15 protein-coding genes are annotated in these 16,347 nt (G+C 64.7%); 9 read left to right on the top strand and 6 right to left on the bottom strand.

Annotated features, from left to right (window positions below):
• Positions 1–88: 88 nt before the first annotated feature.
• From crtI to ACPUD7_RS14805, 3 genes are read right to left on the bottom strand one after another with little or no spacing between them, the layout of a single operon-like run.
• Positions 89–1,654: a phytoene desaturase family protein gene (gene crtI, locus ACPUD7_RS14815; protein ID WP_425120319.1), complete on the bottom strand. Its 1,566-nt coding sequence runs from the start codon at positions 1,652–1,654 to the stop codon at positions 89–91.
• A complete protein-coding gene (locus ACPUD7_RS14810; protein WP_425120318.1) occupies positions 1,651–2,598 on the bottom strand; it encodes a phytoene/squalene synthase family protein in 948 nt (315 codons plus the stop codon). The genes crtI and ACPUD7_RS14810 overlap by 4 nt, the downstream gene beginning before the upstream one ends.
• The gene (locus ACPUD7_RS14805) at positions 2,595–3,761 is read right to left on the bottom strand and encodes a polyprenyl synthetase family protein (protein WP_425120317.1); all 1,167 of its coding nucleotides are present in this window, start codon (positions 3,759–3,761) and stop codon (positions 2,595–2,597) included. The genes ACPUD7_RS14810 and ACPUD7_RS14805 overlap by 4 nt, the downstream gene beginning before the upstream one ends.
• A 115-nt stretch (positions 3,762–3,876) precedes the next feature.
• On the opposite strand from ACPUD7_RS14805, the gene ACPUD7_RS14800 reads away from it, so the two are divergent.
• The 6 genes from ACPUD7_RS14800 (at position 3,877) to ACPUD7_RS14775 (ending at position 9,411) form a co-directional block, all read left to right on the top strand.
• The gene (locus ACPUD7_RS14800; RefSeq protein WP_425120316.1) at positions 3,877–4,455 is read left to right on the top strand and encodes a MarR family winged helix-turn-helix transcriptional regulator; all 579 of its coding nucleotides are present in this window, start codon (positions 3,877–3,879) and stop codon (positions 4,453–4,455) included.
• Between the two features lie 134 nt (positions 4,456–4,589).
• Positions 4,590–5,702 (top strand): cytochrome P450, encoded by a 1,113-nt coding sequence (locus ACPUD7_RS14795; protein ID WP_425120315.1) that lies wholly within the window; start codon positions 4,590–4,592, stop codon positions 5,700–5,702.
• Positions 5,699–6,058 carry a lycopene cyclase domain-containing protein gene (locus tag ACPUD7_RS14790; protein ID WP_425120314.1) on the top strand — a complete coding sequence of 120 codons (360 nt, stop codon included), beginning with the start codon at positions 5,699–5,701 and terminating at the stop codon, positions 6,056–6,058. Before ACPUD7_RS14795 ends, ACPUD7_RS14790 begins: the two co-directional genes overlap by 4 nt.
• Complete coding sequence (locus tag ACPUD7_RS14785; RefSeq protein WP_425120313.1) at positions 6,048–6,371, top strand: lycopene cyclase domain-containing protein; 324 nt, start codon at positions 6,048–6,050, stop codon at positions 6,369–6,371. Before ACPUD7_RS14790 ends, ACPUD7_RS14785 begins: the two co-directional genes overlap by 11 nt.
• A complete protein-coding gene (locus ACPUD7_RS14780) occupies positions 6,368–7,936 on the top strand; it encodes an FAD-dependent oxidoreductase (RefSeq protein ID WP_425120312.1) in 1,569 nt (522 codons plus the stop codon). The genes ACPUD7_RS14785 and ACPUD7_RS14780 overlap by 4 nt, the downstream gene beginning before the upstream one ends.
• Positions 7,933–9,411: a cryptochrome/photolyase family protein gene (locus ACPUD7_RS14775; protein WP_425120311.1), complete on the top strand. Its 1,479-nt coding sequence runs from the start codon at positions 7,933–7,935 to the stop codon at positions 9,409–9,411. Before ACPUD7_RS14780 ends, ACPUD7_RS14775 begins: the two co-directional genes overlap by 4 nt.
• On the opposite strand, the gene ACPUD7_RS14770 is transcribed toward ACPUD7_RS14775, so the two are convergent.
• Positions 9,338–10,561, bottom strand: a complete 1,224-nt coding sequence (locus tag ACPUD7_RS14770) for a DUF418 domain-containing protein (protein ID WP_135540424.1) — start codon at positions 10,559–10,561, stop codon at positions 9,338–9,340. The two genes, ACPUD7_RS14775 and ACPUD7_RS14770, sit on opposite strands and share 74 nt — an antisense overlap.
• Before the next feature lie 85 nt (positions 10,562–10,646).
• Between ACPUD7_RS14770 and ACPUD7_RS14765 the strand changes: the two genes are divergently transcribed.
• Positions 10,647–11,408 carry a TetR/AcrR family transcriptional regulator gene (locus tag ACPUD7_RS14765; protein ID WP_135540426.1) on the top strand — a complete coding sequence of 254 codons (762 nt, stop codon included), beginning with the start codon at positions 10,647–10,649 and terminating at the stop codon, positions 11,406–11,408.
• Between the two features lie 36 nt (positions 11,409–11,444).
• Here the strand turns inward: ACPUD7_RS14765 and ACPUD7_RS14760 are convergent, their stop codons facing one another.
• Positions 11,445–13,007 carry an SDR family oxidoreductase gene (locus tag ACPUD7_RS14760; protein ID WP_425120310.1) on the bottom strand — a complete coding sequence of 521 codons (1,563 nt, stop codon included), beginning with the start codon at positions 13,005–13,007 and terminating at the stop codon, positions 11,445–11,447.
• A 197-nt stretch (positions 13,008–13,204) separates the two neighbouring features.
• A complete protein-coding gene (locus tag ACPUD7_RS14755) occupies positions 13,205–14,245 on the bottom strand; it encodes a Vms1/Ankzf1 family peptidyl-tRNA hydrolase (RefSeq protein ID WP_135540430.1) in 1,041 nt (346 codons plus the stop codon).
• Between the two features lie 190 nt (positions 14,246–14,435).
• Here ACPUD7_RS14755 and ACPUD7_RS14750 point away from each other — a divergent pair, with 190 nt between their 5' ends.
• Entirely contained in the window at positions 14,436–15,083 is a 648-nt protein-coding gene (locus tag ACPUD7_RS14750; RefSeq protein WP_167854436.1) for a GntR family transcriptional regulator, read from the top strand.
• A 29-nt stretch (positions 15,084–15,112) separates the two neighbouring features.
• The gene (locus ACPUD7_RS14745; RefSeq protein WP_425120308.1) at positions 15,113–16,258 is read left to right on the top strand and encodes a polysaccharide pyruvyl transferase family protein; all 1,146 of its coding nucleotides are present in this window, start codon (positions 15,113–15,115) and stop codon (positions 16,256–16,258) included.
• The last annotated feature ends 89 nt before the right edge of the window (positions 16,259–16,347 follow it).

The following is a 16,347-nucleotide window of genomic DNA, read 5'->3' as shown; positions in this document are numbered from 1 at the left end:
CAGGTCCACTCGACCAGCAACTGACGCCGGCTCGATCGGCGACTGACGCCGGGAGCCGACGCTGGCAGTCGGCAGTATGCGGCCAGCTTCAGACCGGTGTCGGCCCGGCCGAGTGGTCCCCGCGGATGCGCTTGGCGACGAGTTCGGCGCTGATGAGGCACATCGGCACGCCGATGCCGGGTGCGGTCCCTGCTCCGGCGAAGTAGAGTCCGTCCACGCGCTGTGACTGATTCTGCGCCCGCAGAAAAGCGCTCTGGCGCAGTGTGTGCGAGGGCCCGAGCATTCCGCCCTTCCAGGAGTGGAAGTCCCGGGCGAAGTCGGCCGGGCCGATGGTCTTGCGTACCCTGATCCGACTGCGCAGATCGTCGATGCCTGCCCAGACGCTGATTCGCTCGACCGCCGAATCCACGGCTGCTTCGACTGCGGGAGCACCGCCCCCGTCCGATCCGCCGGCACCGATCTCCACATCCGGCGGGACGGGAATGAGAACGAAGAGATTCTCGCAGCCATCCGGCGCCACCGCGGGGTCGGTCGCACTGGGTTTGCACAGATAGAACGAGGCCGGGTCGGGAATTGTTGTATCGGCGCCGAAGATCGCCTGCAGGTTCTCCTCCCACTCCTCGGCGAAGAACAGCGAGTGATGTCCGAGTTCGGGCACGGTTCCCTCGATACCGAGCAGAGCGATGATCGCTCCGGGCCCGCTGTCGATTCTCGACCACCATGATTCGGGATAGCTGCGTGCCCTCGGCGGAAGCAGCTCGGTCTCGGTATGGTGCAGGTCGGCCGCGGAGACGACGAGGTCGGCATGATCGACGCGTGACTTGCCATCGGTATCGGTCCATCGCACCCCGCGGGCGGTCACCCGTCTCCCACCCTCTTCGGTGACCACCTCGGTGACCTCGGCCGAGGTGATGACCCTGACGCCGGCGCTGCGGACCAGTGTCTCCAGTCGTTCGACGACAGCCCAGAACCCGCCCATCGGATAGAACACTCCCTGGTCCAGATCGAAGGCGCTGAGCAGGTGGTAGATCGCAGGAGCACGTTTGGGGTCGGTGCCGAGGAACACCGCAGGATAGGCGAGGATTCGACGCAGAACCGGGTGTGTAAACCGCTGGTCGACGAACTTCTCCAAAGAACTCGACAGCAGCCGGATGAGCAGCGGGAAGGAACGGAGAACGTCCCTGCCGAATGCCGAGGCCAGTCGGGTGAAGGGGTTGTAGAGAAACCGGTTGCGGGCGACGTCTGCCGTCAGGCCCGCGGATCTCAGATACTTCCGCACCGCGGCACCTCCGCCGGGTTCGATGCTCTCGAACAGTTCAGCGACCGCATCGACCCCGTGGGGCACAGTGATGCTGTGCGGACCAGAGGCCCCGTCCGGTTCCGAGAAGACCTGATACCCGGGGTCCAGCAGCCGCAGATCCAATTGTTCGTCCGTGCTCGTGCCGAGCAGTTCGAAGAAATGGTCGTAGACGTCGCGCATGAGCAGCCAGGACGGTCCGGTATCGAATCGGAAGCCCTGCTCCTCGATGTTGCCCGCCCTCCCGCCGAGGTGGGTGTTGCGTTCGATCAAGGTCACCTCGTGACCGTCGCGGGCCAACAGCGCAGAGGTCGCGAGCCCGGCGATTCCGCCGCCGATGACGATCGCCCGACTCATCGCAGCTGTCCCATCCGCACCTCGCAGACGGCACGAAGGACAAGCGCCGCCTTGCGCGGACCCGCCACCGTGATCCGCCGTCGCGGGAGCTCTTCGGCCGGCACCACGGACAATCGGTCGGCAAGCGCCGAAAACAGCCGCAGGGCGCAGAGGACGGCCACGCGGGCATCGCTGGGCAGGAGCGGAATTGTCCGGTCCGCAGCTTCGATCTGTGCGCGGATGGCCGTGATCCACTCCGCCTGCGTCCGAGCGTCCACCGTCCCGTTCTCGCTGAGGTAGCTGCGGCCCAGGCGCTGCGTGTCATCACCGAGGTCGCGCAGGAAGTTGACGTTCTGAAATGCCGCGCCGAGGCTGCGGGCACCGTGTTCCAACAGTCGCTCTTCGCTGCGGGAGCACTCCTCGTTGCGCACGAAAATTCGCAGGCACATGAGACCGACGACTTCAGCGGACCCGTAGACGTATTCGGCGTGTGCCCTGCGGTCGAAACGCAGCTGCGCCTCGGTGGCCGTGGTCGGCTGTCCTGACGGGGTCGCCTGCTGTCCCGACGGGATCGTCTGCAGGTCCGTGCGCATGGAGGCGAAGAACGGTCGGGTCAGTTCGACTCCGATTCCGGCTGCGCGGGCGGTGTGGGCGAAAGCGTGGATGATGGGGTTGCTGCTGTAGCCGAGCCTCATGCCGCTTTCGGTCTCGGATTCGAGCTGATCGAGCATCCGACGCTGCTGTTCGGGGGCGAGGCCCGCTTCGGTCGCGACTCCGTCGACGAGTTCGTCTGCGACCCGGACCAGAGCGTAGATGTTGCGCACATGATCCCGGTGGCGAGGGCCGAGCAGTCGCGCCGCGAGACCGAACGACGTCGAATATGCGCCGATGACCGACTTCGAGATCCGGTTCGACACGAACGAATAGCGTCCGAGGGGCCCCAACCGATCAACGTCTCGTTTCATGATCGCCTCCCGTCGAGCGCCTCGATGAGTTCGTCGAGGAGCCTTGCCATATCCGGCCCGATGAGCATCGGTTCGGCCGCAACGAGTTCTCGCGCGTTCGCGGAGAGCTCGTCGATGAGCGCCCGAATCTCGCCTTCTGCTCCGCAGTCGGACAGCAGCGACCTCACTGTCGCTCCCTCCTGCGAGCTGAGGTCCCCGGCACCGAAGTGCGGTTCGATGAGCGGCCAGGCTGAGGTGCGCCGCGCGACGGCGATGATCGCCGTCTCCTTCCCCTCACGCAGGTCCGAATAGGCGTCCTTGCCATGTTCGTCGGGTCTGCCGAAGGTCGAGAGCAGATCATCTTGGAGTTGGTACGCCAGGCCCAGCAGAGCACCCGCCCTGCCGAGGATCGCCTCGGTCTCCGGTGACGCCCCGGAGAGGATCGCTGCGGAGTGCAGAGGCAGCTCGAAGGAGTACGTCGCGGTCTTCTGACGGCTCATCTCCACGACTTCGGCCAGGCCCGAACGGACGCGGCCTGCGCCGAGCGCCACGTCGGTCAGCTCCCCAGAGACCGATTCCATCACCGCCCGATCGAGCTGTTCGAGAAGCCGGGAATGCGAATCGCTCGGCAGCGCTGCGCTGAAGAAGATCTGGTGAGCGGCCGACAGCAGCAGGTCTCCGACCAGCATCGCGGTGTTGCGCGCCGCATGCAGCTGCGAGGCGACGGTCGCCTGCTCGGCCCCGCCGGCACCGCTGCCCGCCTGCCACTCCTCGAGCAGGAGGCCGATGAAGTTCGGACGACCCCGCCGCATGAGGTCACCGTCGATGACATCGTCATGGAGGAGGAAGGCGAAGTGCAGCAGCTCGATACCGGCCGCGATGCGCACCGCCTGGTCTCTGGCCTCGGGACGGCACTGCAGAGCAGACACGGACGGCGAAGGGCCGGGGTCGGCAGGCAGTTCCGGATAAGGACAGGCGCAGAGTGCGTCGAAGGCTCCGATGAGAAGGCGCGGTCGCAGCAGTTTGCCGCCGAGCAGGCACCGCGAAGCGAGGTCCCACGCCTGGGCCGCCGTGGACCCCAGTGCGCCCACCCGATCCGCTCGACTGTCGAGCACACGTCGGACCTCGGACTCGATTTCGGCTGTGACGGAGGGGCCGAACGCGATGCCCTGGGCAATGGTCATCGTTGAGTCCTTCGCTCGAGTGTTGATAACGTACTCGATATACTACACTCAAAGATATTATCTGCCGAAGGTTATTCTTCTACGATCAAGGGGTGAAAGTCAGTAAGATGACACCATGGAGTCATCGGAGGCCCCGGGCGCTCACGACCCGATCACAGAGAACATGTACACCGGCTCAGAGCACAGCTTTCCCGGCGACCTCATCGACTCATCCGACCTGTCGAGCACGGACCGCGAGCAGATTGCTCGGCTCATGAACTCACTCGCCCGACTGCGCGAAGCCGAGCGCCCCCTCTCCGATGCCTCACGCAAGTTCATGAAACTCAGCGAGCCGGACATGCGTGCGTTGCACTACCTCATCGCCGCCAAGCGTCAGAACGCTGTGGTGACCCCGAAGATGCTGTCCATCCACATGGCGATGTCGGCCGCCTCGGTGACGAAGCTGATCAATCGTCTCGAGCGGGAGGGCCACGTGATCCGGAAGCTGCATCCCAGCGACCGCCGCGCCTATGCCATCGAGGTCACCGAGCAGACGGCCCGCTCGGCACGCGAGACCGTCGGGCGCGCCCAGGCCAGGCGAATCTACGCCGCCGCCCAGCTCAGCAGCAGCGAACGCGATGCCGTCATCCGCTTCCTCGACGGAATGACGGACGAGTTGTCCCTGCGCAACGCCGATTGGGCGACCCAAACGTGATCTCGAGTCCCGCAGTCAGCCGCGGCCACCCAAAAGGCGGGCGCAAAGCCCGGCGCAACGGCGAGAGAAGCGCCCCCGCCGTCGAGGCCGAGGAAGGGATTTGGAGGGTTCGCGCCTTCGAACCGGCTCGAGCGGTGCTCCGAGCCCGGGGCCAGTCGACGCAGGCGGGCTTCACCGCGGAGAAGATCCCCCGCGGACTCTTCCGCGCCCATCCGATCCTCATCTCCGACGGCGCAGCTCACGACCGGCAGCGTCGGGAGGTCGCCCGGTTCTTCGCACCTGCCGTGATCGCCGACCGCTACGGCGAGCACATCGCCGCCGCCGCGCAGACGATCGTCGACGAAGCGGCGGTCACCGGGCGGTGCCGACTCGACGAGGCGGCCCTGCACTTCACGGTCGACGTGACATCACGAGTGGTCGGCCTCACCGAGTCCGATACCGCCGGCATGGCCGCACGGCTGGCCGCCTTCTTCCGCCAGCCGCCGGTCGATCTCGCCAAAGCGGATTGGGGGAGGACGACACGCCAATGGGTGCAGGCCGCGGTCAACGGCATCGTTCCCATCCTGCGGTTCTTCGCCCACGATGTCCGCCCGGCCATCCGCGCTCACAGACGCGACCACCGCGGCGATGTCATCTCGCATCTGCTCGATTCCGGGTACAGCACCGGCGACATCCTCGTCGAGTGCATCACCTATGGCACCGCGGGGATGGTCACGACCCGCGAATTCATTGCGATGGCCTGTTGGCATCTGCTCGATGACGAGCAGCTCAGACGCGAGTATCTCGCCGCCGAACAGCCCCGTCGGCTGGCCCTCCTCGAAGAGATCATCCGTGTCGAACCCGTCGTCGGCCACCTCTATCGACGCGCCACATCGGCCATCGACCTCAGCGACGCCGGTGGAACCACCATCCCCGCAGGCGAACTCATCGACATCTGCGTCCGCGCGGCCAACGTCGATGCCGAGGTGTACGGAGACGACGCCGAGGCGATCTGCCCGGGTCAAGGCGGCTCGGCCCCTGCCGCGGGGCTGAGTTTCAGCGACGGTGCCCACAGCTGCCCCGGAAAGCCGCTGGCACTGTTCGAAACCGATGCGCTTCTCCATAGGCTGCTCGCCAGCGGCCCGCGTCTGCTGACCGAACCCAAGATCGAGTGGGACGAGCTCATCGAGAGCTACCGGATCCGCAACATCGATCTCGGATTCTTCGTGCCTGCTCGCCCCGCCCGCACGCCGCAGAGGAATCCATGATCGGCCACTGGGACTACCTCGGCCTCATGGCCGCCTGCCTGCTCATCACGCTGCCTCTCGAACTCGTGTTCTCGGCCCGGGTCTACCGTCGCTGGCCGCTTCTGCTCACGGCCCTGCTCCCGGTCGTCATCGTCTTCTCCGCCTGGGACATCATCGCCATCGCCCGCGATCACTGGACCTACAATCCGCGGTTCGTCACCGGGATCGACCTCGGGTCTCTGCCGCTCGAAGAGCTCGTCTTCTTCCTCGTCATCCCGGTCTGCGCGCTGCTGAGCTACGAAGCCGTCGGCACCACCATCGGATGGGCCGAACGCCGCCTCGCCCGTCGGAGGAAGGCGAGATCCGATGATCGCTGAGTACACCGTGATGACCGTGATCGGCATGCTTGTGGTCGTCGGACTCGAACTCTTCGTCTTCCGCAGCGGGATCTTCCGCCGCGCGAAGTACTGGGCCGCGCTGGTCATCTGCCTGGGCTTCCAATGCCTCGTCGACGGATGGCTGACGAAGCTGTCCGACCCGATCGTCGTCTACAACCCGGACATGTTCCTCGGCATCCGCTTCCCCTTCGACATCCCCATCGAGGACTTCGGTTTCGGCTTCGCCATGATCACAGCGGTGCTCATGCTCTGGCAGTGGAATCTCAACCGTCGCAGCGAGGAGGCGCAGTGAACCCGCGCGATCCCCATGCTCGCCGCCTTCCCGCCACCCCCGGACGTCTCCGGCTCCTGCGCCCGAAGACCGTGACGGTCATCGGGGCCGGCATCGCCGGCCTCTCGGCCGCGACGATTCTGGCCGAACGCGGAGCCGAGGTCACGATTCTCGAATCCGGGCCCCGCCTCGGCGGACGTGTCAGCGCCTGGCCGGTGGACGACGATCGGACGATGAGCCGGGGATTCCACGCGTTCTTCCGGCAGTACTACAACCTGCGCGACCTGCTCAGCCGCGCCGACCCCGGCCTCGATCGTCTTCGACCGATCCCCGACTACCCGCTCACCCGCCGAGGCGGCCCCACCGATTCCTTCGCCTCGATCCCCCGGACCCCCCCGTTCAATCTCCTCGGCTTCGTGCTCACCAGCCCCACCTTTCCCCTGCGGGGCCTGGCCCAGGTCGACCTCGCCGCAGCCGTGGAACTCATCGACGTCGACTTTCCGACATCCTTCTCCCGTTATGACGGAGAATCCGCGGCGGCGTTCCTCGATCGCCTCCGCTTCCCCGACCAGGCCCGGCACCTCGCGCTCGAGGTCTTCGCCCGCTCGTTCTTCGCCGACCCTGAGGACTTCTCCGCCGGTGAGCTCGTCGCCATGTTCCACACCTACTTCGCCGGTTCGGCCGAAGGTCTGCTCTTCGACGTTCCCGATGATGATTACGACACTGCCCTGTGGGCACCGCTGGGGCGGTATCTGCAGGATCTGGGCGTGCGGATCGAGACCCGAACAGCGGCCGAGACGATCGCCCGCTCGCCTCACGGCTGGAGCGTTGAGACCTCGGCCGGCGTCGTCGAATCCGATGCCCTCGTCCTCGCCGCCGATCCTGCCGGGACTCGGCGCCTCATCGCCACGGCAGAGTCACAGACCGACGGTGCCGTGACCGGCCCGCACGGCGCCGGATCCCGGGAGAACGGGATGCCGGACTGGTTCGCCCGAGTCGGCGGGCAGCGCAACGCCCCACCGTTTGCGGTGCTCAGGCTCTGGTTCGCCGAGGCGGTCTCCCCCGACCGTCCCGCGTTCCTGGGCACCAGCGGCTTCGATCTGCTCGACAACATCTCCGTGCTCGAACGCTTCGAAGTCGGTGCCGGCCAGTGGGCGGAAGACCATGCGGGATCCGTGGTCGAACTCCACGCCTATGCCCTGACCGACCTTCCGCCCGACGATGAGCTGGTCGAGCGGCTGCTGGCCGATCTGTACGAGGTCTATCCGGAGACGCGGCAGAGCGCGATCCTCCACCGCGAACTGCTCGTCGAGTCCGATTGCGGGCTCACCGACACCCGGCCCTGGAGCGACCGGCCGGGAGTCTCGACACCCCTGCCCGGCTTGGTCCTGGCCGGTGACCACATTCGGTGCGAGCTGCCCGTGGCACTCATGGAGCGCGCGGCGACCACCGGCTACCTCGCGGCGAACGAACTGCTGGGCGCCTGGCGGGTCGAAGGCACCCCGATCTGGTCACCGCCGCCGCAGGGTCTGCTGCGACGCGGTGCCCTCGGTCGCCTGCGGGGCATGAAAGGAAGCGGTCGATGAGCGAAGGCCCTGAACCCCTCACCCTTGTCTGGTTCCGAGACGATCTGCGCGTTGACGATCACGAAGCTCTGACAGCGGCATGCGCCGACGGGCAGGTGATCGGCATTTGGATCAGAGAGCGCCGCGATGACAACGGACTGGGGCCCCGTCCGCTGGGTGGGGCCGCACGCTGGTGGGCGCACGAGTCCCTGCGCGTCCTTGAAGCCGAGCTCGCACAGCTCGGGATCCCGCTGCTCTTCGCCGCGGGCTCCGCCGCCGATATCATCCCTCAGCTCGCCGCGGACCTAGAGGTCGATACCGTCCGCTGGTCACGCCGCTATGCGCCCGCCTCCCGCCGCCTCGACGCGCAGATCAAAGCGCAGCTCAACGAAGCCGGGTGCGCGGCGCACTCCCATTCCGGTGCGCTGCTCGTCGAACCGTGGACTGTCAGTCCGCAGGGAGGCGACTTCTACAAGGTCTTCACCCCCTTCTTCACGGCCGTGCGCGATCGCACGGTCGGAGACGTTCTCCCACCGCCTCCACAGCAGAAGGCTCTGCCCGAGGCTCGGCTGAGGTCGGTGGGCGCGCACTCCTGGGCGAGTGACCTCGACGGTCTCGGTCTCCTCGACGGAACCGGTACGGGCTCCGGAGACTTCGCCTCGGCCCGGACTCCGCAATGGTGGGCGACGACCGTGGCCGAGCATTGGTCGCCGGGGTGTCGGGAAGCAGCCCGACGACTTCGCAGTCTGAGCGAGGGCATCGACGACTATGCCGAAGCTCATGATGTCCCTGCCGATCCCGACAGCACCTCGGGTCTGTCACCGCGACTGCGTTTCGGCGAACTCTCTCCGCGGCAGCTGCTGAGATCGGCCTGGGATGTGCCGGAGGTGAGCGAGGACGACAGGCACGCGTGGATCAGGCAGCTCTATTGGCGTGAGTTCTCCTGGCACCTGGCCTACCACCTGCCACACGTCGAGACCGAGCCGATGCGGCCGGAGTTCGCGCACTTCCCCTATGAGGATGACCCCGAGGCGCTGGGGCATTGGCAGGACGGCACGACGGGGATAGCGCTCGTCGATGCCGGCATAGCTCAGCTGTGGCAGACCGGGTGGATGCACAATCGGGTGCGGATGGTCGCAGCGAGCTTTCTCACGAAGAATCTGCTCATCCACTGGTGGCACGGCGAACAGTGGTTCTGGGACACCCTTGTCGACGCCGATGAAGCCAACAATCCGGTGTCGTGGCAATGGGTGGCCGGGTGCGGAGCCGACGCGGCCCCGTATTTCCGGATCTTCAACCCCGAACGTCAGTGCGAGCGCTTCGATCCGGATCGAGAATACGTCGACAGGTGGTTGGGCCGCGGACCGGGCGGCCTCACCCAGGCAGAACGTTCAGGCGGGGATGACGAGCCGATCGTCGATCTCAGAACCTCGCGTCAGGCCGCGCTGGCTGCTTATGACCGGATGAAGAACGAGTCGGCCGGCTCCAATTGGTGAACAGCCGCAGCAGATATTCGGCAGGCCCGTAGCGGTGCGACCGCAGCCACCAGGCACTCACGGCAGCCTGGACCGCAAAGATCACAACGGCCAACACGAGGAGCACCGGCGGTGAGACTCGGCCGGCCAGACCGATGCCGATCCCGGAGAACAGGATGAGCCCTGCCACCGACTGGCCGAGATAGTTCGTCAAGGCGATGCGCCCGACCGGCTCGAGGACTCTGCGCAGCCAGCCGCCCCACGGAACGTGCAGGAGTCGAACGAGCGTTGCCACGTATGCGGCGCTGAGGAACGGGGCCGTCACGACGCTCACCGCAGTGGCCCACGTGTTGGTGTCGCCTCCGAGCCACGCGAAAAGCACTCCACCGGGCAGACCCACCGCGAAGCCGATCACCTGGATCCGCCGCAGGAGACTCGACTTCTCCCCCAGGTTCGAGAACAGCCGACGCCGTGCGGCGATCATTCCGATGAGGAACATCGCCAGAGCGGTTGGCCCCTGCAGGGACGCTGCCTGGATGACCAGCAGGTCGAGCCCGGCCAGATGGTGGCCGAGGATGTCGATCGGGCCCCCGAGCATGGTCTGGGTCTGAGCAGCGGCTTGAGAGAGTGCCTCGTCTTGGCTGGGCATGAACATCGAGCGGTCGAGGAACGCGGCACTGATGACGAGCGACAGCGTCACCAACGCGTAGATGATCCCACTCGTCAGCAGCGCCGTCCGATCACGGACGTGATGCATCGCCAAGAGCACCAGGCAGATCACCGCATACGTGGTGAGGACGTCTCCGCTGTAGAGCAGCACGATGTGCCCTGCGCCGAGGATGAAGAGCCCCAATGACCGACGCAGCATCCGCGGCACGAACGCCGCACCCGCCCTGCCCGCGGCGTCCATCTGCAGCACGAAGCTGTAGCCGAAGAGGAAAGAGAAGAGCAGGTAGAACTTCATCGAAAACAGCGCCGCCACAAGGAACCGGACGACAGCGTCGATCGGTGCGGAGAAGTTCGGATCATCGACGAGGTTGCCGGGATAGGCAGAAGCCATGAACGTGATGTTGACGACGAAGATCCCCAACAGGGCGAATCCCCTGAGGGCGTCCACATCATGCACTCGCCCTGCCTGCACGGGCTGCTGTGAAGCTGTTCTCTGAGTCATGAGGATGACAATATCATAGAAACTATATGACTTAAACTATATGGCCTTGTAGAATGATATCTATGCTGGTGGAAGTGGAGGGCGCATGACCGATAACGCAGTTCCCGATTTCTTCAGACGACTCTGGAGACTTCCGGAGGCCCCACAGCAGCGAGGACGGAAATCGACCCTCGACGTGGATACCGTCGTGAGCACCGCCGTCCGCCTCGCCGATGCCAGCGGTCTTGAGGCGGCGACGCTGCCCAAGGTCGCCCTGGAGCTGAACGTGACTGCCATGTCGTTGTACCGACACATCGGGTCCAAGCACGAACTGCTCCAGCTCATGATGGATGCGGCCAGCCGACCGCCCGACCCAGGCTCGGCCGAGGGCGATTGGCGCGAGGGGCTTCGATCATGGGCACGCGATCTGTGGACGCTGTATCAGGAGCGCCCCTGGCTCCCCCGAGTTCCGATCTACCGCGCCCCCTCGGGGCCGAACCAGGTCGCCTGGCTCGAACAGGGCCTCGCAGAGCTCTCCCCCACGGCACTGACCGCGAAAGAGAGACTCTCGGCACTCACCCTGCTCAGCGGCTTCGTCCGCCAATCAGCTCTGCTTCAGACAGAGCTCGAAGAAGGGCGAGAAGACGGACAGGCGAAATCTGAGAGCGAACGCGAGTACGGCACGGCTCTTGCCCAGGTCATTTCCCCAGAGAGGTTTCCGCACCTCGCCGAGGTGCTGTCTGCCGAGGCATTCGGCAGCGAGGACACTGACAGCAGCGAAAACGAACAGGACACCGACTTCTCCGATGGCCTCGAGCTCATCCTCGACGGCCTCTCAGTGCAGATCACGGCGGCAGCACCCGAGTGACCCGGGCCGGGAGGCGTCGACATCCGGCCGAGTCGGCTACTTCACTCTCGCGCCGTCCTCACCGGCCGCCTCGGCGGCGATGTTCTTCACCATGGCGGGAAAGATGAACCGATGGAAGGGGGCGACGAGGGCCCAATAGATGTGACCCCGCGCTCCGGTGGGAATGAAGGTCGCCTTCTGGCGATATTCACAGCCCTCGGCCGACTCCGTCAGTGTGAATTCGAGCCAGGCGTGACCGGAGACCTTCATCTCGGCACGCAGCAGCAGGCGAGAATTCCGCTCCAGCTCTTCGACCTTCCACCAGTCGACGGGATCGCCAATGCGCAGCGTGTCGGGCACCCGCCGGCCCCGATTGAGGCCGGCGCCCCCGACGGCTTTGTCCCACACTCCGCGGACCTTCCAGGCCAAGGGCCAGGAATACCATCCGTTGGGCCCGCCGATGCCCTCGATCACGGGCCATACCTCGGCGGCCGTCACACCGGGGATCACCGTCGACCGTTCATCGGTGAAGACGCGCCGGCCCGCCCACTCCGGGTCGTTGGGCAGCGGTTGGGCCGCCTCGTCGAGCTCTCCGGCATCGGCGACCCAATTCGTGTCCACTGCACCTTCGACTTCGCGACGCAGTGCGAGTCGGACGGCGTCATCGAACCCGATGAGCCCGGTCTCCGGCGGAGGAATGACGTCGTCGACCTCGTGCGATGAGGCCACCGCGTCCTCCTGCAATGACTGGACGAGCGGAAGTGTGAGGCTGAACGGCAGCGGAGTGACCAGACCGACCCAGATGCCCGACAGGGTCGGGGCGGGGAGAGGCAACGCGATCACATGGCGCGGTTTCAGCCCCGCCACCTTCGCGAAGGTCCGCATCACTTCGGCATAGGTGAGAATCTGGCGCGACCCGATATCGAAGGACCGGTTGACCGATTCGTCCACGTCGGCTGCGGAGACCAGATAGTGGAGGGCGTCGCGCACCGACAGCGGCTCGACGCGGTTGGCCACCCAATCCGGTGCCGGCATCCATCTGAGGGTCAGCGCGAGATGGCGGATCATTTCAAACGAGGCGGAGCCGGAGCCGATGATGATTCCGGCGTTGAAGACGATTGCGTCGACTTCGGAGTCGAGCAGGATACGACCGACGTTCGCCCGCGATCGCATGTGCTTCGACAGCTCTCGCTCCTCCGGGTGGAGTCCTCCGAGGTAGACGATGCGACGCACGCCGGCGGACGCGGCTGCACGGACGAAGCTCTTGGCTGCCTCGGCTTCGTGTGCCTCGAAGTCCCCGCCGGAGCCCATGGAGTGCACAAGATAATAGACGGTGTCGATGCCGTTGAGGCTCTCACTCAGACCGCGACCAGTGTCGAGGTCGACGGTGCTCACATCGACCTCACCGGCCCAGGGAACCTGCTCGAGCTTCGCCGGTCGTCGCACCCCGACCCGGACCTCGTGGCCGGCCTGCAGCAGACGGGGTGCCAGCCGACCGCCGATGTATCCGGTCGCCCCGAGCACGAGAACACGGCGCGGAGTGCGGCTCTTCCGGATGACCTCGCCGTCGGGCGCCTTCGAGCGCTTCGGTGTCGAACGGTTCGCTGTCGGTCGGTTCATCAGGGGGTCCTTCCAGCCTGCCGAGATCGGCTGTCATCGACAACTCTACACAGTTTACTAACCCTTTGGATACAATCTACGCTTGGATACCGAAAGGTGGGGGCGTGGTCATGAAAAGGTCCGTCCGAGCGGAGTGCTCGAACGGACCTATCCCCCTAGACCAATGGTCTCAGTGCGCGAAAGCGTCGAGCACCGGTTCAGTCTGCCAGGGCGGAGGCAACGTCATATCGGAGGATCGCGGCAATGCCGTCGGCCATCGGATCATGACTGAGTCCGATCTCCGCCGAAGACTGAATCGCGTCGGCGATGATTCCCGCTTCCCCTTCTGCCGCATCGGCGTCATCGATCAGCAGAGTCGCCACCGCTCCGCGTGCGACTGCCTTCTCGACTTCGGCGCGCCCTTCGACCGCACGGTCATGGGCCTTGCTCTCGGACAGCCGTTCGGAGTTCTCGGCTTCGCGCTCCTCGGCGAGCTTGGTCACGAGGGTTCGCACCGCCACATCGATCGCCTCTTCGGCGCCGTCATCATCGTCGCCGCCTTCCGAGATCTCGTGCAGCAGCTCCTCGGACCGGACCGAGAGTTCGGATTTCACGGCCGTCCTGCCCTGCACTTCTCCCGCCAGCACGACGACATCGGGCGCATTCTCCGTGACGAGCCGATCGACGAAGTCGGACACGCTGCGTGCGTTCGCTTTGATGATCTCGTCGACACGGCGCCGGATCTGGTTGTGTGAGTACGCGCCCCGGCGGGGTTTGTTGATGTCCTCGTCATTGTCGCCGGTCACGTGGACACCATCGGTCTCGCGGCGTTCGCGATCCGGGGTCACGCTGAGCTCGCGGACGGTCGCTCCGTCCTGTCCGGCAATGACGAGAACGACATCGAACTGTCGGCACTCCTGGCGAAGGTAGGCTCCGAGCTCGGGCACGTCTCCGTAGTGCGCTGCGTCGCCCTCTCCCAGTGCCGCGTCCCAATGCTCGTCGAGCAGGATTCCCTGTGGGTTCGCCACGATGGTCCGACCGTCTGTGTGCACCTCGGTGGGCTCGTCGACGAGGGTGATCGCATCGATGGATTCGAGGAGTGGCTCCCCTGCCCCGGCAGAGGTCAGCCGCTCTCTCAGCTCCGACCAGCGCAGGCGGATCTGCGTGTCGGCGTCGGCTGAGGGAGCACGGCCCTCGAGGTAGACGGTGGCATAGGGGCCACCCTGTTCGTAGACCTTGCGTAGCTGACTGCTGTTCATCGCTCTTTCCTCCTCAACATCGGTGGAACCGCCCGCGAAACCTCTCATGGGTCCCGCCACGCTGTGAGCGGTCTTCCCAGCCTCGCATCGTCAACTCACATCTGTAAACGGTCTTGACAAACCGCTTCGACGCTTCTTGGCCGCCAGTCGACGCGAAACTCCGTTCGGGCCCCGGCGGATCGGCTCCGCGGTGCTGACGTGGCAGAATCGAAGCACGTCAATCGTCAATCGTGGGCCGACACTGACCCAACAGACCACAGAACGGCTACGTCAGGCCATTGTCGACGGCGAACTGCCCCCTGGAAGCCTCCATTCGGCCACCGCACTCGGAGAGTGGCTCGGCGTTTCGCGCATCCCGGTGAGAGAAGCCACGGCTGAGCTTGCCCGCCTCGGGCCGGTGAGCATCGAGCCCAACCGCGGGATCCGCATCCTCGAGACCGACATCGACTCCCTCATCGACGGCTTCGAACTGCGGATGATCGTCGAGGTTCCTCTTGCCCGCAAGGCCGCGCTGAGCTCCGATGCCGCAGCGCGAAAGACCCTCGATGACCGATTCACTCAGTTCAGGACCGCGGCGGAAACCGATGACCCCGAGGCGACGCTCCGGGCCGATCGCGACTTCCATTCCGCGGTGCTCGAAATGGCAGGCAACGCCCGTGCCGCCGAGGTTCTGCAGGAGCAGCGCAACGTCGTGGTGGTCGACGTTCAGCTGAGCCGACTACGCCCGAGCGTCGTCTTTCACAACATCTTGGATCTATTGCCGGTGCCCTGTTCATACGATCTGGTCCACTGTTCAGCTAGACTCGCTCGCGACTCATCTAGAATCCCTCACTTCTGACTAGCAGATCACTTGAAGGTGTCCAACGCATGGCTTCGTCACTACGAATTGCAACAGTGTCCTATGTCGACGACAATTTCGGCGACAACCTCATTGGCACCAGTTTTCTCGCGCTACTCGAAGTTGCTCTAGAGAACCATGGCCTTAGCTCCGACGACTACGAGCTCGCTCCGCTGTCGCTAAAGGGCTTCGAAGAATCTCAACTCGAACGCTGTGATGCCATCTTCTTTGGCGGCGGTGGGCTCTTCGGTCAGTCATATCTTGGATTCTACGAGTATATGGACCGGATCACCGCCGCAGCCGACGAGCGTGGGATTCCTGTGGTGTTCTCCTCGATGGGCTTGAACAATATGGGTGCCGACGATGGTCAAGTCGACGCTATAGCCAAGATCGTGAATAAGCGCTGTGTCCGAGCTCTGTCTGTTCGCGAGAATCTACCTCTTTTCCAGGAAGTAGCCAAGGATGCAGCATTCGAGGTGCGACAGGTTGCGGATCCGGCAACTTGGACCAAGTTTGTCTATGGGATGACTGATGTCGTTCCCGATGGCACGATCGGGATCAATGTAGTGCGCGGCGGATTGTTCAGAGCTAATCAGCGCGACTGGGGACTCTCGCAGGAAATGTCGTACCTGGCCGCCCTTGTCACTCTCGCAGAATCCCACGGAATGACCCCCAAGCTGTACACGAATGGGAGCTTGGGAGACAACAATACTTTGCGATTCTTCGCCGAGAAACACGGTCTCTCAGATGAGCAAATCATCCTCCCGCAAACGACCCGAGAGGTTGTCCAGGCGATCGCGACCCGATCAAAGATTGCATCCATACGTATGCACTCCTCGATCATCTCCTATTCATTTGGCATTCCTACTGTCGCTCTGGAGTGGAACGACAAGCTTCCCCATTTCTACGAGGCAATAGGACACCCGGAACGCGTGCTTCCGTTCGATAAGTGGGATGCTGAACAAACATTCCAGATCCTCGATCAGGCAAGTTCGGCGCCCGAAGATAACCCCAAGTACACGGCCTATCTGATGTCCACGTACGCCTACATACATGAGGCGTTGGGCGCCCATGTGCTCAATTCAGACGCCGGTGCACAAAGGTATGACTTCCAGTCAGTCGCGGACTCTCTGGTGGCTAGCCTCGATTTTTCATGGGTAGCTGGTTGCCCATGATTCCGGCTCCGTTGCCGCGTACCGACACTGATTCTGCCATTCGAGCATGACACGACCACCGTGTGTCGCCACGGCCCTGCGGGGATCCA

The sequence above is a fragment of the Brevibacterium sp. FAM 24630 genome, from assembly GCF_049804075.1.
Taxonomy (GTDB): Bacteria; Actinomycetota; Actinomycetes; order Actinomycetales; family Brevibacteriaceae; genus Brevibacterium.
The sequence above is the reverse complement of the archived record's forward strand: the minus strand, read 5'-3'. Positions and strand labels throughout refer to the sequence as shown.